General features: G+C 67.4%; 24 protein-coding genes. 15 read left to right on the top strand and 9 right to left on the bottom strand.

The features are described from left to right. The 5 genes from xseB to FFS10_RS15905 form a co-directional block, all read left to right on the top strand. The coding region (xseB, locus tag FFS10_RS15885) for an exodeoxyribonuclease VII small subunit (RefSeq protein WP_137895454.1) at positions 1-196 on the top strand (196 nt) is incomplete at its 5' end. Continuing rightward, entirely contained in the window at positions 193-1,104 is a 912-nt protein-coding gene (locus FFS10_RS15890; RefSeq protein WP_137895455.1) for a polyprenyl synthetase family protein, read from the top strand. The genes xseB and FFS10_RS15890, both read left to right, overlap by 4 nt. Beyond that, complete coding sequence (gene dxs / locus FFS10_RS15895; RefSeq protein WP_137895456.1) at positions 1,105-2,991, top strand: 1-deoxy-D-xylulose-5-phosphate synthase; 1,887 nt, start codon at positions 1,105-1,107, stop codon at positions 2,989-2,991. Between the two features lie 172 nt (positions 2,992-3,163). Beyond that, entirely contained in the window at positions 3,164-4,243 is a 1,080-nt protein-coding gene (locus FFS10_RS15900; RefSeq protein ID WP_137895457.1) for a TRAP transporter substrate-binding protein, read from the top strand. Positions 4,244-4,411: 168 nt separating this feature from the next. Then, positions 4,412-5,491, top strand: coding sequence for a TRAP transporter substrate-binding protein (locus tag FFS10_RS15905; protein WP_137895458.1), 1,080 nt, complete (start codon positions 4,412-4,414; stop codon positions 5,489-5,491). Between the two features lie 108 nt (positions 5,492-5,599). Here FFS10_RS15905 and FFS10_RS15910 read toward each other — a convergent pair whose 3' ends face one another. The 4 genes from FFS10_RS15910 to FFS10_RS15925 form a co-directional block, all read right to left on the bottom strand. After that, positions 5,600-6,091, bottom strand: a complete 492-nt coding sequence (locus FFS10_RS15910; protein ID WP_137895459.1) for a hypothetical protein — start codon at positions 6,089-6,091, stop codon at positions 5,600-5,602. 11 nt (positions 6,092-6,102) lie between these two features. Next, a complete protein-coding gene (locus FFS10_RS15915) occupies positions 6,103-7,626 on the bottom strand; it encodes a TRAP transporter large permease (RefSeq protein WP_137895460.1) in 1,524 nt (507 codons plus the stop codon). A 48-nt stretch (positions 7,627-7,674) separates the two neighbouring features. Next, positions 7,675-8,214 (bottom strand): TRAP transporter small permease subunit, encoded by a 540-nt coding sequence (locus tag FFS10_RS15920; protein WP_137895461.1) that lies wholly within the window; start codon positions 8,212-8,214, stop codon positions 7,675-7,677. A 132-nt stretch (positions 8,215-8,346) separates the two neighbouring features. Further along, a complete protein-coding gene (locus FFS10_RS15925) occupies positions 8,347-9,468 on the bottom strand; it encodes a substrate-binding domain-containing protein (RefSeq protein ID WP_502702878.1) in 1,122 nt (373 codons plus the stop codon). Between the two features lie 122 nt (positions 9,469-9,590). Between FFS10_RS15925 and FFS10_RS15930 the strand changes: the two genes are divergently transcribed. The 4 genes from FFS10_RS15930 to FFS10_RS15945 all read left to right on the top strand — a co-directional run bounded on the left by FFS10_RS15930 (position 9,591) and on the right by FFS10_RS15945 (position 13,508). Next, positions 9,591-10,328 carry an ABC transporter permease gene (locus tag FFS10_RS15930; RefSeq protein WP_137895462.1) on the top strand — a complete coding sequence of 246 codons (738 nt, stop codon included), beginning with the start codon at positions 9,591-9,593 and terminating at the stop codon, positions 10,326-10,328. Positions 10,329-10,372: 44 nt separating this feature from the next. After that, positions 10,373-11,092, top strand: a complete 720-nt coding sequence (locus tag FFS10_RS15935; protein WP_137895463.1) for an ATP-binding cassette domain-containing protein — start codon at positions 10,373-10,375, stop codon at positions 11,090-11,092. Positions 11,093-11,163: 71 nt separating this feature from the next. Next, positions 11,164-11,916, top strand: coding sequence for an ABC transporter substrate-binding protein (locus tag FFS10_RS15940; protein WP_137895500.1), 753 nt, complete (start codon positions 11,164-11,166; stop codon positions 11,914-11,916). 119 nt (positions 11,917-12,035) lie between these two features. Next, the gene (locus FFS10_RS15945; RefSeq protein WP_137895464.1) at positions 12,036-13,508 is read left to right on the top strand and encodes an RNB domain-containing ribonuclease; all 1,473 of its coding nucleotides are present in this window, start codon (positions 12,036-12,038) and stop codon (positions 13,506-13,508) included. Positions 13,509-13,554: 46 nt separating this feature from the next. On the opposite strand, the gene FFS10_RS15950 is transcribed toward FFS10_RS15945, so the two are convergent. Next, complete coding sequence (locus FFS10_RS15950; protein WP_137895465.1) at positions 13,555-14,625, bottom strand: flavodoxin family protein; 1,071 nt, start codon at positions 14,623-14,625, stop codon at positions 13,555-13,557. Between the two features lie 460 nt (positions 14,626-15,085). On the opposite strand from FFS10_RS15950, the gene FFS10_RS23025 reads away from it, so the two are divergent. The 6 genes from FFS10_RS23025 to FFS10_RS15975 all read left to right on the top strand — a co-directional run bounded on the left by FFS10_RS23025 (position 15,086) and on the right by FFS10_RS15975 (position 18,097). Then, positions 15,086-15,253 (top strand): hypothetical protein, encoded by a 168-nt coding sequence (locus FFS10_RS23025; protein ID WP_171016171.1) that lies wholly within the window; start codon positions 15,086-15,088, stop codon positions 15,251-15,253. After that, entirely contained in the window at positions 15,250-15,408 is a 159-nt protein-coding gene (locus tag FFS10_RS15955) for a DUF3309 family protein (RefSeq protein WP_137895466.1), read from the top strand. The genes FFS10_RS23025 and FFS10_RS15955 overlap by 4 nt, the downstream gene beginning before the upstream one ends. Positions 15,409-15,523: 115 nt before the next feature. Next, positions 15,524-16,942: a cardiolipin synthase gene (gene cls / locus FFS10_RS15960; RefSeq protein WP_137895467.1), complete on the top strand. Its 1,419-nt coding sequence runs from the start codon at positions 15,524-15,526 to the stop codon at positions 16,940-16,942. A gap of 254 nt (positions 16,943-17,196) precedes the next feature. Next, the gene (locus tag FFS10_RS15965) at positions 17,197-17,412 is read left to right on the top strand and encodes a YMGG-like glycine zipper-containing protein (protein ID WP_137895468.1); all 216 of its coding nucleotides are present in this window, start codon (positions 17,197-17,199) and stop codon (positions 17,410-17,412) included. 52 nt (positions 17,413-17,464) lie between these two features. Then, positions 17,465-17,695: a hypothetical protein gene (locus FFS10_RS15970; RefSeq protein WP_137895469.1), complete on the top strand. Its 231-nt coding sequence runs from the start codon at positions 17,465-17,467 to the stop codon at positions 17,693-17,695. 57 nt (positions 17,696-17,752) lie between these two features. Then, positions 17,753-18,097: a hypothetical protein gene (locus FFS10_RS15975; protein WP_137895470.1), complete on the top strand. Its 345-nt coding sequence runs from the start codon at positions 17,753-17,755 to the stop codon at positions 18,095-18,097. Positions 18,098-18,144: 47 nt separating this feature from the next. Here the strand turns inward: FFS10_RS15975 and FFS10_RS23030 are convergent, their stop codons facing one another. The 4 genes from FFS10_RS23030 to FFS10_RS15990 form a co-directional block, all read right to left on the bottom strand. Next, the gene (locus FFS10_RS23030; protein WP_171016172.1) at positions 18,145-18,315 is read right to left on the bottom strand and encodes a hypothetical protein; all 171 of its coding nucleotides are present in this window, start codon (positions 18,313-18,315) and stop codon (positions 18,145-18,147) included. A gap of 54 nt (positions 18,316-18,369) precedes the next feature. Beyond that, positions 18,370-20,697: a DUF6600 domain-containing protein gene (locus tag FFS10_RS15980; RefSeq protein WP_137895471.1), complete on the bottom strand. Its 2,328-nt coding sequence runs from the start codon at positions 20,695-20,697 to the stop codon at positions 18,370-18,372. 126 nt (positions 20,698-20,823) lie between these two features. After that, positions 20,824-21,045, bottom strand: a complete 222-nt coding sequence (locus FFS10_RS15985; protein ID WP_137895472.1) for a CsbD family protein — start codon at positions 21,043-21,045, stop codon at positions 20,824-20,826. Positions 21,046-21,102: 57 nt separating this feature from the next. Beyond that, positions 21,103-21,417, bottom strand: coding sequence for a BON domain-containing protein (locus tag FFS10_RS15990; RefSeq protein WP_137895473.1), 315 nt, complete (start codon positions 21,415-21,417; stop codon positions 21,103-21,105). Positions 21,418-21,748: the final 331 nt, after the last annotated feature.

The raw sequence follows: 21,748 nt of genomic DNA on the forward strand, positions 1-21,748 counted from the left end.
CTATGAAGCCGCGCTGGAGGAGCTCGAGCAACTGGTCGGCCGGCTCGAGTCCGGCCAGATGCCGCTGGACCAGCTGCTGTCGGGCTACCAGCGCGGTGCGGAACTCTTGAAGTTCTGCCGTGATCGCCTGGAGGCGGTGGAGAACCAGATTCGCGTGCTCGACGAAGGTACGCTCAAGTCCTGGGGGCAGTCATGACCGGGGGCAAGAACGGCTTCGAGCTGGGCGCCTGGAGTGCGCAGCAGGCCGAGCGGGTCGAGCAGGCCCTCTCGCAATGGGTGCTGGCCGACGGGCCCTCGGGCCTGGGCGCGGCCATGCGCTACGCCGTGCTCGACGGTGGCAAGCGCCTGCGCCCGCTGCTGGTGCTGGCGGCCAGCGAGGCGGTGGGTGGTGACGCGCAGGCCGCCCTGCGAGCAGCCTGCGCCGTTGAGCTGATCCACGCCTATTCGCTGGTGCACGACGACCTGCCCTGCATGGACAACGACGTGCTGCGCCGCGGCAAGCCCACGGTGCATGTGGCTTTCGGCGAGGCCCAGGCCCTGCTGGTCGGCGACGCGCTGCAGGCCCTGGCCTTCGAGCTGCTGACGCCGGACGACGGCTCGGTGGCCACCGCCGTGCAGGCCGCGCTGTGCCGCCTGCTGGCGCGCGCCGCCGGTCACGCTGGCATGGCCGGCGGCCAGGCGATCGACCTGGCCAGCGTCGGACTGGCGCTGAGCGAGGACCAGCTGCGCCAGATGCACCGCCTCAAGACCGGCGCCCTGCTGCAGGCCAGCGTGGCCATGGGCGCGGCCTGCGCCGAGGCCCCGGCCTCCGGCGTGGTCGCCGCGCTGTCCGGCTACGGCGCCGCATTGGGCCTGGCCTTCCAGGTGGTGGACGACATACTGGACGTGACGGCCGACTCCGCCACGCTGGGCAAGACGGCCGGCAAGGATGCCGCCGCCGACAAACCGACCTATGTCTCGCTGATGGGCCTGGCGGGCTCGCAGGCCTACGCCCGGTCCCTGCACGCCGAGGCGCTGGCCGCGCTCGAGGCCAGCGGCCTGCCTGCGGTGCGCACCGCGGCGCTGCGCGCGCTGGCCGACAAGGTGGTCCACAGGGAATACTGAATGACTTCGCTGCTCGAATCCATCCAAGGCCCGGCCGACCTGCGCCGGCTGTCGCGCAATCAGCTCAAGAGCGTGGCCGACGAACTGCGCGCCTGCGTGCTGGACAACGTGTCCAAGACCGGCGGCCACCTCAGCTCCAACCTCGGCACGGTGGAGCTCACCGTGGCCCTGCACTATGTGTTCGACACGCCGCGCGACCGCCTGGTCTGGGACGTGGGCCACCAGACCTACCCGCACAAGATCCTGACCGGCCGCCGCGAGCGCATGCCCACGCTGCGCCAGCTCGGCGGGCTGTCGGGCTTTCCGCAACGCGCCGAGAGCGAGTACGACACCTTCGGCACCGCGCACTCGTCGACCAGCATCTCGGCCGCACTCGGCATGGCGATCGCCGCGCGGCAAAAGGGTGAGGACCGGCACGCCGTGGCCATCATCGGCGACGGCGCGATGACCGCCGGCATGGCCTTCGAGGCGCTGAACAACGCCGGCGTGGAGGACTGCAAGCTGCTGGTCATCCTGAACGACAACGACATGTCGATCAGCCCGCCGGTGGGCGCGCTCAACCGCTACCTGGCCCAGCTGATGAGCGGCCAGTTCTACGCCGCGGCCAAGAATGTCGGCAAGAACGTGCTCAGGGTCGCGCCGCCGCTGCTGGAGCTGGCCAAGCGCCTGGAGCAGCAGGCCAAGGGCCTGGTCGTGCCGGCCACGCTGTTCGAGAAGTTCGGCTTCAACTACATCGGCCCGATCGACGGCCACGACCTCGATTCGCTGGTCCCCACGCTGGAGAACATCAAGCAGCTCAAGGGTCCGCAGTTCCTGCACGTGGTCACCAGGAAGGGCCAGGGCTACAAGCTGGCCGAGGCCGACCCGGTGGCCTACCACGGCCCGGGCAAGTTCGACCCGGCCGTGGGCCTGGTCAAGCCCGCCACGCCGCCCAGGCCGACCTTCACCCAGGTGTTCGGCCAGTGGCTGTGCGACATGGCGGCGCAGGACCAGCGCCTGGTCGGCATCACGCCGGCCATGCGCGAGGGCTCGGGCCTGGTCGAGTTCCACCAGCGCTTTCCCGGGCGCTACTTCGACGTGGGCATCGCCGAGCAGCACGCCGTCACCTTCGCCGCGGGCCTGGCCTGCGAGGGCCTGAAGCCGGTGGTGGCGATCTACTCGACTTTCCTGCAGCGCGCCTACGACCAGCTGATCCACGACGTCGCGATCCAGAAGCTGCCGGTGGTGTTCGCGCTCGATCGCGCCGGCCTGGTCGGAGCCGACGGGGCCACGCACGCGGGGGCTTACGACATCGCGTACACGCGCTGCATCCCGAACATGAGCGTGGCCTGCCCGGCCGACGAGCGCGAGTGCCGCCAGCTGCTGAGCACGGCCTATGCGCAGGACCACCCCGTCACGGTGCGCTACCCGCGCGGCGCGGGCGTGGGCGTGGCCACCGAGCCGGGGCTCGAGGGCCTGCCGTTCGGGCGCGGCGAGGTCCGCCGCCAAGGCAAGGGCCTCGCCATCCTGGCTTTCGGCACGCTGCTGTACCCGGCGCTGCAGGTGGCCGAGAAGCTGGACCTCACGGTGCTCAATATGCGCTGGGTCAAGCCGCTGGACACCGAGTTGCTGCTCAAGGCGGCGGCCGAGCACGAGGCCTTGGTCACGCTGGAAGAAGGCTGCCTCATGGGCGGCGCGGGCAGCGCTGTCAGCGAGGCGCTGCAGGCGGCCGGCGTGCTCAAGCCGCTGCTGCAGCTGGGCCTGCCGGACCAGTTCATCGAGCATGGCGATCCGGCCAAGCTGCTGGCGCTGCAGGGCCTGGACGCCGCGGGCGTGGAGGCCTCCATCCTGCGCCGTTTCGGCGCCTTGCTGGGCCGGCCCCAGCCTACGCTCAAGGCCGTGGCCTGACCAGGGCGCGGTCCGGCTGGCTGTAGGAAAGCTGACGCCGGGTGGTTTTTCCGCAAATGCGGTTTCCGGGCCGCTGCGGCCTTCTAAAATCCTCCGGCGACCCTTCGCGGGATTCGCGCGCTTTTGCGGCCCAAGAGGCGAAGATCAACCCCAACCTTCACGGAGACTCTCAATGGATCGTCGTTCCATCATCAAGCACGCCGGCATCGCGGGCGTTCTGGCCGCCGGCTCAGCGCCGGCCGTGCATGCCCAGTCCGCCATACGCTGGCGCCTGGCCTCGAGCTTCCCGAAGTCGCTCGACACCCTGTTCGGCGCCGAAGAAACCTTTGCCAAGAAGGTCAGCGAGATGAGCGGCGGCAAGTTCACCATCAGCACCCACGCAGCCGGCGAGCTGATGCCGGCCTTCGGCGTGGTCGACGCGCTGCAGGGTGGCACTGTCGAGATGGCGCACACCGCGGCCTACTACTTCTTCGGCAAGGACGACGCGTTCACGCTGAGCTGCTCGATCCCGTTCGGCCTCAACAGCCGCCAGATGACGGCCTGGATGTACCAAGGCAACGGCCTCAAGCTCACGCGCGAGTTCTACCGCAACTACAACATCATGAACTTCCCCGGCGGCAACACCGGCGCCCAGATGGGCGGCTGGTACCGCAAGGAGATCAAGACCGTGGCCGACATGAAGGGCCTGAAGTTCCGCGTCGGCGGCTTCGCGGGCAAGGTGCTCGAGCGCATGGGCGTGGTGCCGCAGAACATCCCGGCCGGCGAGATCTACCAGGCGCTCGAGAAGGGCACGTTGGACGCGGCCGAGTGGATCGGACCCTACGACGACCAGAAGTTGGGCCTGAACAAGGTCGCGCCCTACTACTACTACCCGGCATGGTGGGAGGGCGGCCCGCAGCTCGAGTTCTTCATCAACACCAAGGCCTACGAGGCGCTGCCGGCCGAGTACAAGACCATCGTCGACGTGGCCGCGGCCTATGCGCACCAGGAGGTGCAGGCCAAGTACGACGTGAAGAACCCGACGGCGCTCAAGCAGCTCGTGGCGACCAAGACCAAGGTGCTGCCGTTCTCGAAAGAGATCATGGAGCGCGCCTACAAGGAGGCGATGGGCTTGTACGCGGAGCTGAGCGCCAAGAACCCGGCCTGGAAGAAGATCTACGAGGACTTCGCGGCCTTCCGCCGCGACCAGAACCTCTGGTTCCGCTTCACCGAGGCGCGCTTCGACAGCTTCATGCAGGCACAGAAGCTGTAAGCTTTCCGTAAGCACCATGCGTGGCGTGGCATCCCTTGCAAGGGTGCCGCGCCTTGTCGTTTGCGTCAATCACGGATAACCCGAGCGGGGTAACTCCGGATACGTGGGCGGTAGGCGGCCTCCTAGACTCGCGCGACCCTTGAGGGTTTTCATCAATAAGGAGTGAAGATGGATCGTCGTTCCCTGATCGCGCAGACCGGCCTGGCCGGCATACTCGCTGCCGGCGTGGCGCCTGCCGTGCATGCGCAGGCCGCCATCCGCTGGCGCCTGGCCTCGAGTTTCCCCAAGTCGCTGGACACCATCTACGGTGCGGCGGAAACCTTTGCCAAGGCGGTCAAGACCATGTCTGGGGGCAAGTTCGATATCTCGGTCCATGCGGCCGGCGAGCTGATGCCGGCCTTCGGCGTGGTCGACGGCGTGCAGCAGGGCTCGGTCGAGTGCGCCCATACCGCACCCTATTATTTCTTCGGCAAAGACGAGACCTTCGCCCTGGGCTGCGCCATTCCCTTCGGCCTCAACAGCCGCCAGATGACGGCCTGGATGTACGAGGGCAACGGCCTCAAGCTCATGCGCGAGTTCTACGCCAAGTTCAGCATCGTCAACTTCCCGGGTGGCAACACGGGCGCCCAGATGGGGGGCTGGTACCGCAAGGAAATCAAGTCCGTCAACGACATCAAGGGCATGAAGATGCGCATCGGCGGCTTCGGCGGCAAGGTGCTCGAGCGCATTGGCGGCGTGCCGCAGAACATTCCGGGCGGCGAGATCTATCCTGCGCTGGAAAAGGGCACGATAGACGCGGCCGAATGGGTGGGGCCCTACGACGACCAGAAGCTGGGCTTCAACAAGGTTGCGCCTTTCTACTACTACCCCGGCTGGTGGGAGGGCGGTCCGGAGCTTGACTTCTATATCAACCAGAAGGCCTACGAGGGGCTGTCGGCCGAGAACAAGGCCATGGTCGAAGCGGCTGCCGCGCTGGCCCACACCGAGATGCAGGCCAAGTACGACGCCCGCAACCCAACGGCGCTGAGGCAACTCGTCGCTGCCGGCACCAAGCTGCGTCCCTTCCCGAACGACGTCATGGCGGCCGCGTTCAAGGCGGCGATGGCGATGTATGCCGAGCTGTCGGAGAAGAATCCCAACTGGAAGAAGGTCTACGACGACTACGCCAAGTTCCGCGCCGACCAGAACCTCTGGTTCCGCTTCACCGAGGCCCGCTTCGACAGTTTCATGCAGGCGCAGAAATTCTGAGCGGAGCCCTGCTCCTCAAGAGAGAACCGCGCCCTTCGGGGCGCGGTTCTTTTTGAGGCGCAGGGGTTGTAGAGGTCGACGGCGTGCGTGCGACGCCTGGCGGCCGGTTCAGAATCCGCGGAACGCCTTGAGTTCACGCAGCAGCCGCTCGCTTTCGGCGAGCAGCGCCGGGTCGGCCACGTAGAACACGGCGAACTTGCCCAGCAGCGTGCGCAGGTACAGCCGGGGGGCGATCAGCCAGTCCAGTCCCCGCACGCGGATCAGCTTGCCGTAGGCCAGTTCGCGCGACGGCAGGTGCTTGTCCCAGACCCAGCTCTGGTGCAGCCCCTCGCTGTCCAGGCGCGTGCGGCTGCGCAGGATATGCCACCAGGTCAGCAGCAGCAGGGCCTGGCCCGCCAGGAACCAGGCGGTCATGCCGCCGATGCCGGGGCCCAGCCTGCCGTGACGCCACAGGTCAAGCAGCCAGGCCGCGCAGCCCCATACGAGCAGCGTCACCAGCACCTTGAACGGCCGCGAAAAAGCCGGTCCCTCCAGCGGGTCCCGGTTCGGCGTGAACCGGAACGGAGGGGGGCCCAGGGTCTGCGTCAGCGATTCGGTCATGGCTCAGGCGGTCACTTCTTGTCCTTGAACAGATCGTCGAGCTTCTGCTGGTCCTCCGCTGCCGCCTTGTCGGCAGCGCCGGGCGTCAGTTCCACCGAGCCGGCCGGCGGTTGCTCGGCTTCGGCCGGTATCTCGATCTGCACCTTGTCGATGTCGATGGCCTCGGGCTTGTCGAGGAACATGGTGACCGACTGGGGCACGAAGATCACGATGGCCACCAGCAGGATCTGCATCACCACCCAGGGGATGGCGCCCATGTAGATGTCGGCGGAGCGCACGGCCTTCTCGATGCGCTTCTCCTTGTACAAGGTGTCGGCGATGCCGCGCAGGTAGAACAGCGCGAATCCGAACGGCGGGTGCATGAAGCTGGTCTGCATGTTGACGCACAGCAGCACGCCGAACCAGATCAGGTCTATGCCCATCTTGTCGGCCACCGGGCCGAGCATGGGCACGATGATGAAGGCGATCTCGAAGAAGTCGAGGAAGAAGGCCAGGAAGAACACGAACAGGTTGACTACGATCAGAAAGCCCACCTGACCGCCGGGCAGGTTGCTGAGCAGGTGTTCGACCCACTTGGCGCCGTCCACGCCCTGGAACACCATGGAGAACACGCGCGAGCCGATCAGGATGAACACCACCATGGCCGTCAGGCGCATGGTGCCCTGCATGGCTTCCCAGATCAGGTTTTTGCTCAGGCGCTTGTGCATGGCTGCCAGGATCAGGGCGCCCACACAGCCCATGGCGCCGGCCTCGGTGGGGGTCGCGACCGCGACGTTCAGCCCCGGAAGGCCGCCCATGGAGCCGAGCACCGCGAAGATCAGCACGGCCGAGGGGATGATGCCGCGCAGGCACTTGGCCCACAGGGCCCAGCCGTTGAGGGTGCGCGCCTCCTTGGGAATGCCGGGCACATGCTCGGGCTTGACCAGGCCGAGCGCAAAGGTATAGAGGGCAAAGATCAGCACCTGCAGGATCGAGGGCCCCCAGGCGCCCTTGTACATGTCACCCACCGAACGGCCCAGCTGGTCTGCCAGCACCACCAGCACCAGCGAAGGCGGCACCAGCTGCGTGATGGTGCCCGAGGCGGCCAGCACGCCGGTGGCGTAGCGCATGTTGTAGCCGTAGCGGATCATCACCGGCAGCGAGATCAGCGCCATGGCGATCACCTGGCCGGCCACTGTGCCGGTGATGGCGCCCAGGATGAAGCCCACGATGATGACCGAGTAGCCCAGGCCGCCGCGCACCGGGCCGAACAGCTGGCCCATGGAGTCCAGCATGTCCTCGGCCAGGCCGCATTTCTCCAGGATGGCGCCCATGAAGGTGAAGAAGGGGATGGCCAGCAGCAGGTCGTTGGACAGGATGCCGAAGATGTTGAGCGGCAGGTTGGCCATGAAGCCGGCCGGGAACCAGCCCATCTGGATCGCGAAGAAGCCGCTGGCCAGGCCCAGCGCGGCCAGCGAGAAGGCCACCGGAAAGCCGATCAGCATCACGAACACGAGCCCCGCGAACATGACCGGGGCGAAGTTTTCCATCTGCATGGTGCTATGTCCTGTTGGTATCTGGATGGGAAAGTGCGATGGAACGGATCACTGCACCGGCTTCTCGTAATGGGTGTCCATTTCGTAGCGGCCCTGCAGGTAGCAGATGCGCTTGACGATCTCGGCCAGGCCTTGGATGAACAGCCAGCCGAAGCCCAGCGGCAGCAGCAGCATGGCGGGCCAGCGGATCAGGCCGCCAGCGTTGCTGGACATCTCGCCGGTCTGGTACATCTTCACGAACAGCGGCCAGCTGAGATACGCCATCAGGCCCATGACCGGCAGCAGGAAGAAGATCAGGCCGAACAGGTCGACGAAGACCGGGCCGTGGCCCCTGAGCTTGCCGTAGAAGATGTCCACGCGTACATGCTCGTTGAGCTTGAGCACGATGGGCGCACCGAACATGACCGTGAGCGCAAACAGGTACCACTGGATCTCGAGCCAGGCGTTGGAGCTGATGTCCAGGCCGTAGCGCACGAAGGCGTTGCCGGCCGAGATCAGTGCCGCCGCCAACACCGCCATCGACGCGATGCGTCCCATCTTGTCGCTGATCCAGTCGACGCCCAATGCGAGTTTGAGAAGTGCTGACACTTGGTGTCTCCGCCAGGTTGAGTGGATGAAGAAATGGGCGCACACCGAAGGCGGGCACCCGATCGACATATCGTAACAAGTCACCCCTGAGGAAAGCCTGACGGGCTGTGTGCCCGCCGGCTGGTGTTTACCCTAGCCCGTTTGTGCATGCGGGCCCTTCACCCGCTTGAAGGCCCACCAGGGCAGCAGCCGGCTCAGCGACAGCACCTCGCCGCAGCGCGCGGGCGCGTAGCCGGGCAGGGCGGCGAGCTGCCGCTGCCAGTCGGTGCCGGCCAGCAGCCGGCGCAGCGCCGCGACGGGCGGCTGGTCCAGCGCCGAGCGCAGGCACACGAGGTGGTAGTCCTCCTGCAGCAGCGGCACGAAGTCCAGGCCGCGCGAGCGCGCGGCGGTTTCTATGCCTAGGCCCGCGTCGGCCTGGCCCGCGGCCACTGCCTGGGCCACGGCCGCGTGCGAGGGCTCGCAGTGCGCGTAGCCGCGCAGCTTGTCCGGCGACAGGCCGGCCTGTGCCAGCAGCTCGTCAAGCAGCAGCCTTGTTCCCGTGCCCAGCGGGCGATTGACGAAGCGTGCGCCGCGGCGAGCCAGGTCGGCCAGCGAGGCCAGGCCCAGCGGGTTGCCGCGCGCGACGATCAGGCCCTGGGTCCGCCGCGCGAAGCCGATGATCTTGTGCCGCCCCGGCTGCAGCAGCGGCTTGTAGCTGCGCTCGGCCAGCGAGCCGGGCTGCGGCTGCGGCGGGGTGTGGAAGCCTGCCAGGATGCAGCGGCCCTGGTTCAGCGCCTGGATCGCGTCGACGCTGCCGCAAAAGCGTATGTCCAGGTGCAGTCCCGCGCCCGCCGCCTGCTCGCGCAGCGCCACCAGGGCCTCGTCGTGGCTGGCGTAGAGGGTCAGCACATGGGCGCGGTCGTCGAAGGCGACGGCGAAGGCGCGCTCGAGGTCGGCGCGCAGCGCCTCGATCTGCGGCGCCAGCCGGGCCTGGGCCTGGCGCTCGGCCCACAGCAGCTTGCTGCCGAATTCGGACAGGCGGGCGGGCTGGCCCTTGTCCCAGACGACGAGTGGGCGCTCCAGGGTTTGCTCCCAGCGCTTGAGCTCGCCCCAGACATGGCGGTAGGACAGGTCCAGGGCCTTGGCCGCGCCCGAGATCGAGCCGCTGGCATGCACCGCCTGCAGCAGGTCCATCAGCGGGTTGCGGATCAGCGTGCTGGCGGAGCCGCTGTCACGGCTCGCGGCCAGCGCGTAGGAGAGGTCGACTTTGTGCACGGCACCGAGTGTGCCTGAAGCGGCGGCCGGGACCGGGCTATGCACGGCGCTTCATAGCTCGACTTCCCCTATGCGATACCGGGACTTCAACGGTTAGCATCGGCAGGCTGTTCCCCTGCTGTATGAACACTTTTTCCGACAGCGCCCTGACAGCGCTGGCCTTGATCACCTCGCTCGACCCGGTCCTGTGGACCATCGTCGGGCGCTCACTGGCCGTCAGCGCCACGGCCTGTGCGTTCGCCTTTGGCTTCGGCCTGGCGGCCGGCGCCTGGCTGGGCGTGGCCCGCTTTGCCGGGCGCGAAGCCGTGCTGACGGCGCTGAATGCCTTGCTGGCCCTGCCTTCGGTGGTGGTCGGCCTTTTGATTTACCTGTTGCTGTCACGCTCGGGCCCGCTCGGCTTTCTAGGGTGGATGTTCAGCTTCCCGGCCATGGTCATGGCCCAGGTGGTGCTGGTGCTGCCCGTGGTCACGGCCTTGACCCGGCAGCTGGTGGAGGATGCCGAGCGGGCCCACGGCGAACAACTGCGATCCCTGGGGGCGAGGCCGCTGCTGCGCAGCCTGCTGCTGGCCTGGGACGAGCGCTACGCGCTGCTGACGGTGGGGGTGGCTGCGTTTGGCCGGGCCATCTCGGAGGTGGGCGCGGTGATGATCGTGGGCGGCAACATCGAGGGCTTCACCCGCGTGATGACCACGGCCATTGCGCTGGAGACCAGCAAGGGCGACCTGCCGCTGGCGCTGGGCCTGGGGGGGGTGTTGATGGCCGTGGTGCTGGTGCTCAACGGCCTGATCGGCTTGCTGCGGCGCTGGCGCGAGCGACGGGACGGCAGCGTGATCGACCTGACGCGGGGGCTGACCGCGTGAGGGCCCTGCCGCATGCTTCGGGCCCGACGACGCCGGCATGTGCCTTGCCCGAGCCACTGGTGCGGCTCGAGCAGGTGTCGGTGCGCCTGGGCGCCGTGACGGCGCTCGCGGATCTGTCGTTGACCGTGGAGCGCGGCCAGCGCGTGGCCCTGGTGGGCGCCAACGGCAGCGGCAAGAGCACTCTGCTGCGCCTGCTGCACGGCCTGCTGCCGGCCAGCGCCGGGCAGGTGTGGCGCGACCGGGCCGTACGCCAGGCCATGCTGTTCCAGCGGCCGCACATGCTGCGCAGCAGCGCCCGCAACAACCTGGCGCTGGGCCTGTGGCTTCAGGGCCTGCCCTGGCGCGAGGCCTGCACGCGCGCCGTCGCGGCGCTGGCGCGCGTGGGCCTGGCCGAGCTGGCCTCGCGCAATGCCCGGGCCCTGTCGGGCGGCCAGCAGCAGCGCCTGGCGCTGGCGCGCGCCTGGGCGCTGCGCCCCGAGCTGCTGCTGCTCGACGAGCCCACGGCCAGCCTGGACCCGCATGCCAAGCGCGAGGTCGAGGCCCTGGTGGAGAGCTTTGCGCGCGGCGAGGCGGATGGTCCGGCCATGAGCCTGGTGTTCGCCAGCCACAACCTGGGCCAGGTCAAGCGCCTGGCCAGCCGCGTGATCTACCTGGAGCAGGGGCGGGTGCTGGCCGACCTGCCCGTGGAGCGGTTCTTCGACCGGACGCTGCTGCAAGCTAGCCATCCGCAAGCCCATTTGTTTGTCAAAGGAGAGTCCTTGTGAGCGTTTTCAGGGGTTTCAGGCCTTCGTCCCTGGCGAAGTGGGGGAGCGTCGCACTGCTGTGGGCCGTTTCCATGGCCGCGTCGGCGCAGAGCATCGTCGTGGCCTCGACCACCTCGACCGAGCAGTCGGGGCTGTTCGGCCACCTGCTGCCCGAGTTCAAGAAGGCCAGCGGCATCGAGGTCAAGGTGGTGGCGCTGGGCACGGGCCAGGCCCTGGACATGGCGCGCCGCGGCGACGCCGACGTGGTGTTCGTGCACGACCCCGCGGCCGAGGAGAAGTTCGTCGCCGAGGGCTTCGGCCTGCAGCGCCGGGCAGTGATGTACAACGACTTCGTGCTGATCGGGCCCAAGGGCGATCCGGCGGGCACGAGGGGCCGGGACATCGTCGCGGCGCTGAAGAAGCTCAGCGCGGCCCAGGCCGCCTTCGTCTCGCGCGGCGACAAGAGCGGCACGCACGCGGCCGAACTGCGCTTCTGGGCCTTGGCCGGCCTGGCCGACAAGCCGGGTGCGGGCTACAAGGCCTGCGGCTGCGGCATGGGGCCGGCGCTCAATATCGCGGCCTCGAGCGGCGCCTATGTGCTGGCCGACCGCGGCACCTGGCTCAATTTCAAGAACCGCGCCGACCTCGCGGTGCTGGTGGAGGGCGACAACCGGTTGTCCAACCCCTATGGCGTGATCGTGGTCAACCCGGCCCGGCATCCGCAGGTCAAGCTGGCCGAGGCGCAGAAGTTCGCCGACTGGGTGGTCTCGCCGGCCGGCCAGGCCGCGATTGCGGCCTACAAGATCGCCGGCGAGCAGCTGTTCTTCCCGAACGCCGGCAATTAAACAGGTCCAGGACGGCCACACCTCGCCCACCTGGGTTCCCGCGAGGGGCTCTCCCGGCATGGTCGCAGAAGCCGCCGTGCGCGCACAATAGGGCGGAGCGGCAACCAAGCGGGGCGCAAATGGACCATCCGTCGACCAATCACCGTGCCGATCTGGCGACGATTGCCGCCTGGGCGATGTTCAGCCGGGGGCTGGAGCCCGAGTTCCCCTCCGCGGTGCAGCAGCAGCTGACCCAGTTCACCGGCCCGGCGCAGGAGGTGGACGCCAGCATCCGCGATCTCACCGCGCAGCCCTGGTGTTCCATCGACAACGACGATTCGCGCGACCTGGACCAGCTCACGGTCAGCGAGGCGCTCGCCCGGGGTGGGGTGCGTATCTTCGTGGCGGTGGCCGATGTCGACGCCCTGGTGAAAAAGGGCACGCCGATCGACGAGCATGCGCGCATCAACACGACCTCGGTCTACACCTCGGCCCGCGTGTTCCCGATGCTGCCCGAGCGCCTGTCCACCGACCTGACGTCGTTGAATCCCGACGAGGACCGGCTGGCCCTGGTCAGTGAGATGGATTTCACGGACGACGGCATGCTGACCCGTTCAGCCATCTACCGCGCCCGGGTGCGCAACAAGGCACAACTGGCCTACGACGCTGTGTCGGCCTGGATCGAAGGCGAGGGCGAGCTGCCCGCGGCGGCGCGCCGCATCGCGGGCATGAATGCACAGTTACGGATGCAGGACGAGCTGGCCCAGAAACTGCGGGTGCTGCGGCGCGCACAGGGCTCGTTGGAATTCGAGACCTTCCAGCCGCGCGCCTTGTTCGAAGGTGAGCGCATCGCCGACATCCGGCAGCAGCCGCAGAACCGGGCGCGTCAGTTGATCGAGGAGCTGATGATTGCCACCAACGGCTGCACCGCCCGCTTCCTGGCGGCGCAGGGTGGCGTCTCGCTGCGCCGGGTGGTGCGCTCACCGGAACGCTGGCTGCGCATCGCGGAGGTGGCGCAAGCCTACGGCGTGACGCTGCCCGGCCAGCCCGACGCAAGGGCCCTGGAGGCCTTTCTTGCCCGGCAGCACAGGACCGACCCGCTGCGCTTTCCCGACCTGTCGCTGGTGATCGTGAAGCTGATGGGCTCGGGCGAGTACGTGGTGGAGCGCCCCGGCGGCCCGCCCATCGGCCACTTTGGCCTGGCGGTCCAGGACTATATGCACTCCACCGCGCCGAACCGCCGCTTCCCCGACCTGATCACGCTGCGCTTGCTGAAGGCGGTGCTGGCGGGGGTGAAGCCACCCTACTCCAACGACGAACTGGATGAACTGGCCGCGCACTGCACCGCGCAGGAGGACGCCGCGCAGAAGGTGGAGCGCCAGCTGCGCAAGTCGGAGGCGGCGCTGCTGCTGCATTCGCGCATCGGCCAGCGCTTCGACGGCGTCGTCACCGGCAGCAGCGACAAGGGCACCTGGGTGCGGATCTTCGAGCCGCCGGCCGAAGGCAGGCTGACCGGCGACCTGCCCGCGCTCAAGGTGGGCCAGCCACTGCGCGTGAAGCTCGTGTCCACCTCCGTGGAGCGCGGGTTCATCGACTTCGTCCTCGCGCGCTGACCGGGCGCCGTTTCAGCGGCCCATGCCGATTGCGGGCGCCATGGCCTCATTTGGGGCGCGGACGAGACAGCTTCGGCTGCACTGCCTGCAGCCGGCCGGCACGCAACTCGGCCACGGCCTTCGCTACCGCGCGCGCCACATTGCGCGCTTCTTCCTGTACGGCCTGATCCCGGTCCAGCGTGTCATGGCTGGTCGCGTAGGGCTCGTAGTAGCCGATGTAGCGATCCAGTCGTGCCTGAGTCCCCGCGTCGATGAAGCCCATCCAGTCGAGCCAGTCCGACAGGGCGCGGCGCGAGCCTTCGATACCGGCCACATCCCCGTGCACGATCAGCCCGTAGGCCCGCCCTGCCAGGTGCTGTGGATAGTCCCATCCGGCCATCTCGAGCTCTTTCGCCTTGCCGGCCTGCTTGCCCCCAGTCGAAGTGGGGTCGGGGTTGCCTCCATCGGCGCACACCAGGCGGTCGATCATCAGCTTCAAGGGGCTGGGGCTCTGGTACCAGTACACCGGCGAGACGATGATCACCGCATGGGCCGCAGCCCAGCGCTCGTAGATTTCGGCCATCCAGTCGTTGATCTGGTTGAGCGAATAATGGGGATAGCAACTGCAGGGCCAGTGGCACAGAGGCATCGCCGTCGACACGCAGCCCTTGCAAGGGTGGATATGCCGGCCGTATTCGGAGGTGGTCCAGCTCAGGTCCAGCACGTCGGACTGGATGCCCGCCTGCTCCAGCGTTTCGCGGGCGATCTCCAACAGCCGGAAGGTCTTGGAGATCTCGCCCGGACAAGTTCCGTCGTTGCGCGCCGATCCGCAGACCAGCAACACCCGGGACGGACTCGCGGGGTCGGCCTGGCGCCGCTGCGCCTCGTCGATGCGCTGCTTGGTGGCCAGCCACTCGGTGGACAGCTCGTAGTCCGGATCGTGGTAGCCGGGGCCGGCCTTCTGCGTGAAGGGGGCCTTGCGGCCCCCGGTGTAGGCTGCCCAGGCGATCTCTTCGAGCCGCGCAATGGAGGGGTCTTCGGCGCGGAACGCCGGGTCGTTGAAGGTCGCACGGAACCGAACACTGAACTCCGCACGCGTGAGCGGTGCCGGTGCCTGACCCTTGCGAATCTGAATCATGTCGACTCCGGTGGAAGCTGGAGAAAGGTTACGGGCCAGGGCCACTCCCGGGACCGCGGAATGCGGCGGCGGACGGGTTTGAGGACTGGCGAAACCAAGGTATGGAGCGGCCGGGTGGTCGTCTGTTCGGTGGCGAACGCAGCGATGGCGGCTGGGGCGCCGTGGTCGCGCGGATCGCTTCGATGGGTCAGAGTGACACGCAGGTGCGGGCCGTGGTCCCGCCGGGGGCGATGGTGGTGCCAGCCCATGAGTTGCGGCGCAGGCACTGCGAACGCAAGGGCGAAGTTCTCGGTCATCCGCTGCGGAAAGTGGTCTTCTGTGTTCGACAGCGCACAGAACTGTGCGTGGCGGGCGCTCATGCTGTGCAGATGGCGAGCGTGGCGTGCCAAGTCGTTCCGGCAGGTGCGCAGAGCGCTCGAGGCTGTCCAGGCGAAGATTTTTCGGTTTGAAAGGATTCGCCATGAACCGTCCGGTGCTGATGCTGGCGACTCGCCGCAAGAAGCGCGAGCGCTTGTCGGATGGCAAACCCATTGTCGCCCAGTTTCCCTTATTCCTGTCGCTCCATTCGCTGGCTCCAGCCTCCGCGAGCGCCTCCCACTCACCCCTTATTTCAAGGAGAAAGTCATGAGTCTGGGAACCATACTGTTGATCGTTCTGATCCTGATGTTGGTCGGCGTCATCCCGACCTGGCCGCATAGCCGAAGCTGGGGCTATGCGCCCAGTGGTGTGTTGGGCCTGATCTTGATCGTGCTCCTTGTGCTGGTATTGACGGGGCGGCTGTGACGGTCGGTGTCAGCCGCGCAGCCGGAGGAGTTCGACCGCGTTCGCGAGCCCGATGGACGGCATGCGATGTGGTCTGGCGCGTGACTTCCCAACATTGAGCCAAGGGGCGCTGAACATGAGGTTGTCGAGTCGACCGTGGCGTGCCTGCCATGGGCTGGCCTTGCGCCTGTTCGGGCTGCTTTGCCTGGCCGTCCTGGCCGGCTGCGCCAGTCTGCCGGTCATTGTCCCCGACCTGGCCCGGCGTCCGGGCCCGCCCGTGCAGCTGGAAGGGGCGCGCGGCCCGCTGTCGGCGGCGCAGAGCAAGGCCATTCTCGAGCGCCTGCGCAGCGGCGGCCAGGACACCGACATCTTCGCCCGGCACCTGGCGCTCGAGGAGTCCATCGTTGGCAGCCCGCTGACCACCGGCAACCAGGTGCAGCTGCTGCAGGACGGCCCGGCCACCTACCGGGCGATGTTCGAAGCCATCTCGGCGGCCCAGGACCACATCAACATGGAGACCTACATCCTGGACGACGACGAGGTCGGACAGAGCCTTGCCCAGGCCCTGATCGACAAGCAGCGGCAAGGCGTGCAGGTCAATCTCATCCGTGACAGCGCAGGTACCTTCAGCACCCCGGCGGCCTTCTTCCAGCGGCTGATGGACAACGGCATCAAGGTGCTCGAATTCAATCCCGTCAATCCCTTGGCGGCGCGCAAGGACTGGGCGCTGAATCAGCGCGACCACCGCAAGTTGCTGATCGTCGACGGACGCACGGCGTTCCTGGGCGGCATCAACATCAGCAGCGTTTACTCCGGCGGCTCGTTCAGCCAGGGCGCGCGCGACCGCGCCCGGCGCGTCGGTACGCCGGCCTGGCGTGACACCGACCTGAAGCTTCAGGGGCCGGTGGTGGCCGAGCTGCAAAAGCTGTTCCTTGCGACCTGGGCAAGTCAGAAGGGCGATCCGCTGGCAGCGAAGAATTACTTTCCTCAGCTCGAGGGCGTCGGGCGGCAGGTGGTGCGCGCCATCGGCAGCTCGCCCGAAGAGCCCTACAGCCTGATTTATGCCACGCTGCTCTCGGCCATCGGCAGCGCCGAGACCAGCGTGTACCTGACCAACGCCTACTTCGTCCCCGACCCGCAGCTGCTCGCCGCGCTCGAGGCGGCCGCGGGGCGCGGCGTCGACGTGAAGCTGATCCTGCCCAGCCGAACCGACTCCTGGCTGGTGTTCCACGCCGGGCGCGGCTACTACGAGCAACTGCTGCGAGCAGGTGTCAAGATTTACGAGAGGCACGGGGTGATCCTGCATGCCAAGACGGCCCTGGTCGATGGCGTGTGGGCGACGGTGGGGTCGACCAACCTCGACTGGCGAAGCTTTCTGCACAACCATGAGCTGAACGCGGTGGTGCTGGGAACCGAGTTTGGCAGCCAGGTCCAGGCGATGTTCGACAAGGACCTGGCGGCGTCCGACGCCATCACGCTGGCGCAGTGGGAGCGCCGCCCGCTCCACCTGCGCCTCAAGGAGCTGTTCGCCCGGGCCTGGGCGTACTGGCTGTGAGCGAGTCGGCGGATCAGGGTCCGGCGTACCGCTCGAAGGGCGGCTGTTTGGGGTTGCGGATGAATGGCGTGGCGAGGAATGACGTTCAGGCCGACAGGGAGACTATCTCGGCCGCGCGCAAGTCAGGCAGGATTGCCTAGACTTGAAAACAGGAAAACGTGAACCGTGTCCGCGATCACTTTGACCTATAGACCCGTGGCAATCGCCGAAAGACGGAGCCACGGCAACATGATGTTCGAGATAGAGGTGATTCCATGAAAACGATGCACAGATTCGCGCTCGGCGCGTTGACCGCCGCCATGGTGGCCGGTTGTGCCGGCATGACGCAACAGGAGAAGAACACCGCCATCGGCGCGGGCGTTGGTGCGGTGGGTGGCTCCGTCCTGACGGGCGGCAGCACGGCGGGAACCCTCGGTGGTGCCGCGGTCGGCGGCATCATCGGCCACGAGATCGACAAGACTAGGAAGTGATCGAGGCGCGATGCGCCGGGTGCGCAGGTTCGTGGCTTACCAGGAGGTCAAGATGATGAAACTTGGTGAAACCGTCCGTACGGCCGTGGCGCTGACCGCGTTGCTGCTCGCGGTCTCCGGCTGCCAGAAGCAGGAAGGCTCGGCAGAGAAGGCCGGCAAGGAAATCGACAAGGCGGTTGAACAAGCCGGCGAGAAGGTCGACAAGGCCGCCCAGAAGGTCGGAGAGCAGATAGAAAAGACGGGTGAAAGCATTCAGGACGAAGCCAGGCGCGACAAGAAGTAAGCAAGGCAGAGCGGCTATGGTGGCGCTTTTCGGGCGGGTGCCTCGACCAGACATCGCATGTACGAATCGCTCAAGTCCCCGCCGTTGCCGCGCACGCATTTCCTGCGGCGTCTCGCGCTGCACATTGCCGGCGCCGTCGGCCTGCTGCTGGGTTCTCTTGTGCTGGGCATGGCGGGCTACGGCCACTTTGAAGATCTGCCCTGGCGCGATGCGTTCCTGAACAGCGCCATGCTGCTCGGTGGCATGGGGCCGGTCGATGTGCCGGCCACGGACGGCGGGAAGGTGTTTGCCGCGCTGTATGCCTTGTACGCCGGCCTGATCTTCATCGTCGCGGCAGGTCTCGTGTTCATCCCCGTGCTGCACCGACTGCTGCACAAGCTGCACTGGGACGATGACGAATAGCGGCCCGGCCGCCCCAGGGCAACGCTGGCCGTCTCCGCGTTCTCGAATCAACCGCCTTTGTGAGAGCGCTTGCCCGGGTTTTTCTTGCTGCGGGTGGCGGAGCCGCGCTCGCGGCTGATGCGCTGGCCACGGCCGGGGGTAGGCAGGCTCAGGCCCTGCAGCGGCTTGGGCGCGGGGGTGCGTTGACGGTCTGCTTCGGTGACGATCTTGTTGCCCATGTGAGGCTCCTGGTTGAGAGTGGATCGCCTGCCGCAGTCCGTCGCCCTGGCGTGTCACGGTCTTTGCAGGCGGATCCTCTCTTCGCGCTCCCGCTCTTCGATTTCCCTCTTCCTGTCAGCCGCCCGGCTGGCCGCCGACCTGGGTTCCTGAACACGCGGCTGCGCCCTTGGTGCCGGTTCAGGTTTCGATGAAGGGGGTGTCGGCGTGGCAAGCGGCGGACGCGGTTCGGCTTGGCTGTCGGCCGCGGGGGCGGCCTCGGGTCTCGTTCGTTTCGGCCGTCGCGGATCGATCGATTCGGTTGTTGGCGCGACTTGCGGCGGCGGCGCTGCCGTGCGTGGTTCCGTGGCCGCTGGCTCGCGCTGCTCTCTTTGTCCCCGGGGTCCTTCGGGTCTTGCGCGTGGCTCCGGTGCTTGCGCGGCCGGTGCAGGCGGTGTGTCCTGGGCACGCGGCTGCTCCTTGGGCGCCGGTTGGGGCGCAGGTGTCGGCACGGCAAGAGGTGGACGGGGTTCAGCTTGCCTGTCGGCCGGGGCAGGCTCGGGTCTTGCCCGTTGAGACCTTCGCGGATCGGCTGATTCGGGTGGCGTCACTTGCGGTGGCACTACCACGCGCGGCTCCGTGGCCGGCGGCTCGCGCTGCTCTCTCTGTCCATGCGGCCCCTCGGGCCTTGCCCGTGGTTCCGGTGGTTGCACGGCCGGTGCAGGCGGTGCTGCTGGTGGCGGGGCGACGCCTGGGGTCGGTGCGCCGGACACCGAGGGTCTCGTGGGCGGCCTTCGCTCATCGGATCTTTCGCGTGAGTCACCCGGCCGGCCACCCGGCTCCGCCGCCGGTGGACGCAAGGCAGGTACGGCTTCCTGGGTCGGCGTGACCACTTTGACGACGGGCGCTGGCGCCGCCGGTTTCAACGCCTTGCGCTCGGCCTCGTCGAGTGGTTGGCCCGGCCGGGCTGCCAGTCGCGGCTGTTGTGCCGCGAACCCGACCGGCGCTGGCGGGGGGGCGGTGCGGGCGACGACAGGCCGCTCGAACACCCGGGCCGGCGGCTTGTCGCCCTGCGTGGCGGCGCCGCGCACGCTTTTCTCCGTCGGCGCCACCGGCGGAACGACCGCCACCGAGCCACCGGCCATCATGTCCCGCGACACCACTACAGCCGTCCTGGACACCGGTTGCGCCTGCACGAACGCGGTCGTCGGCACGGCGATGACGGCGCCGGGCACCTGCTGGTTGACATAGACGACCTGGGTCACGTTCAGGTTGTTGTAGGTGTTGTTGATGATGGTGGTGTTGACGATCGTGTTGCTGCGATTGATGTTCTCGAAATAGCCCCGGCTTACCGGATAGGCGGGTCGGTAGACCTCGCGCGGCCCCAGCGGAAACCAGGCGACGCCACCGACATTGCCGATGGAGATGCTGATCCGGAAGTTGGCCCCGCCCACGAACACCACCAGTGCCGGCGCGTAGTAGGCACGGGTGCGCACGGGGCCGGGTACCCAGGCCCAGGTGCCGCGAACATGCGCCCAGCGCCCGTAGTGGGACACGGCGAAACCCCAGGGCGCGTCATCCACCCAGGTCCAGCCCCAGGGGTCAATCCACGCCCAGTGTCCGTCGCGGTAAGGCGACCACCCGACGGCCACGCGATGGGGAATCCAGACGTTGCCGTAGATCGCGTCGACCCGCCAGCTGCCGTTCTCGTCAAGGTCCTGGTAGCCGACCAGGTCGGGCGAGACATAGCGGGCGGAGGCCGAGTTGTCGTAGCGGCGGTCGCGATCGCCCGACCAGCGATCGAATTCGTCGAAACGCAGCGCATCGACATACCGGAAGTCGCGCAAGCGGGTTCCCGTGAAGCGATACCCCTGCTGCGGATCGAGGACATACGACGCGTCCTCACCGTACACCTCGGCATGACCGCTGCGCAAGACGATCGTCGTCGTGTCGGCGTCGGGATCCACCTCGATCCGGAACTCACCGGGCTGACGCAGCGTCAGGGCGAGATTCGGCGTGTCAAGCTCGAACACCTGGCCGGGCTCCAGACGGCGCACGCGGACATTCAACGTGCCCTGCGTCAGTTGCAGCTGGGCGATGCGGTCATCGAGATTGAGAACGGAGACGCCGGCACCGGCGTTCATGCGAATCATGGCGCCGCCGACCTGGATTTCCGCCCGGGCGCCCGCATCCGCCCACAGGCGGTCGCCGGTGGTCAGCGGCCGATTGAGGGAGGCCTGCACCCAGTCGTCTTCTCCTGCGGGCGAGAAGCTGATCGTGCCGCTCAGGTAGCCCAGGCGCGCCACGCGCGAAGGCGGATCGGCATGGGCCCAGCCGCCGAATGCCGACAGGGCGAGGAAAACCACCAGGGTGAAAACCCGAGAGCGGAAAGCTTGCGTCTGCATGATGCCTCCTTGGGACACGCTTGCAGCCAGCAACCAATGACGCCGCCGGATCAGCGCACGCCGCAAAGCAGGTCCCACACCGTCGCCGTGCGACGACAGCGACCGATCCGCGTCGAACGCGGGGCCTCAGTCGTCGGTGAACCAGGCGTCGCTCGCCTTGCGTTCCCACTCCGCCAGTTGCTTCTCGGCTTCCTCCTTGGCGACGCCGTAGCGCTCCTGGATCTTGCCGGTGAGCTGGTCGCGCCGACCCGCGACGACGTCGAGGTCGTCATCGGTCAGCTTGCCCCACTGCTCCTTGGCCTTGCCAGCCACTTGCTTCCAGTTCCCTTGAATGCGATCCCAGTTCATACGAAGCCCCTTTCAAGGGTGCCTTGAAGCATCACGGCGCCAAGTCCGGCACAGACATCACGGACGGATGGCGATCTCGTTCCTGACCGCCTTCACACCCTTGACCGATCTGGCGATGCTCTCAGCGGTGCTCTTCTCCGTGGCGTTCTTGGCAAAGCCGGACAGCATCACGGTACCGTTCAGCGTCTCCACGCTGATCGATGAGGCCGCGACATCCTTGTTTTCGACAAAGCGTGCCTTCACCGCCGTGGTGATGGCCGTGTCGTCGATGTAGGCGCCAACGGTTTCCTGACCACGCGTCACCGCGCAACCCGTGGCGGTGAGAAGGGCCACAGCGGCAACGACGGCCGCGAGAACTGTGCGAATTTGCATGGTGAATCTCCTTTGTTGCTTGTCAGGCACCCAGGTCCGACCGCGTTGTGAGGGACCCTTCCTCCTGTTACAACCATAGTCGGCGCAAGCTCGACCGGCAAGCGGAAGTTGGGACCGAAATCCTTGGAGACCCTTGTTTCTGCCCTTTGGCGTGATCTGGGTCGACGCCGATGATTTTTTTCGAGCGGTGCAGGTTGCATCTTGGCTGTCTTTGAACGAGTATGGGTATGAGGAGCTTTCGCGTGACGCCGGTCGAGCTGACGCCGGTGCCCTGTGTCATGGCGCACAGACCGCATCTGCGACAGGGACCCTGTTGGAGCGGTGGCCGGCG

This window comes from Ramlibacter sp. 2FC, from assembly GCF_005503345.1.
Classification (GTDB): domain Bacteria; phylum Pseudomonadota; class Gammaproteobacteria; order Burkholderiales; family Burkholderiaceae_C; genus SCMQ01.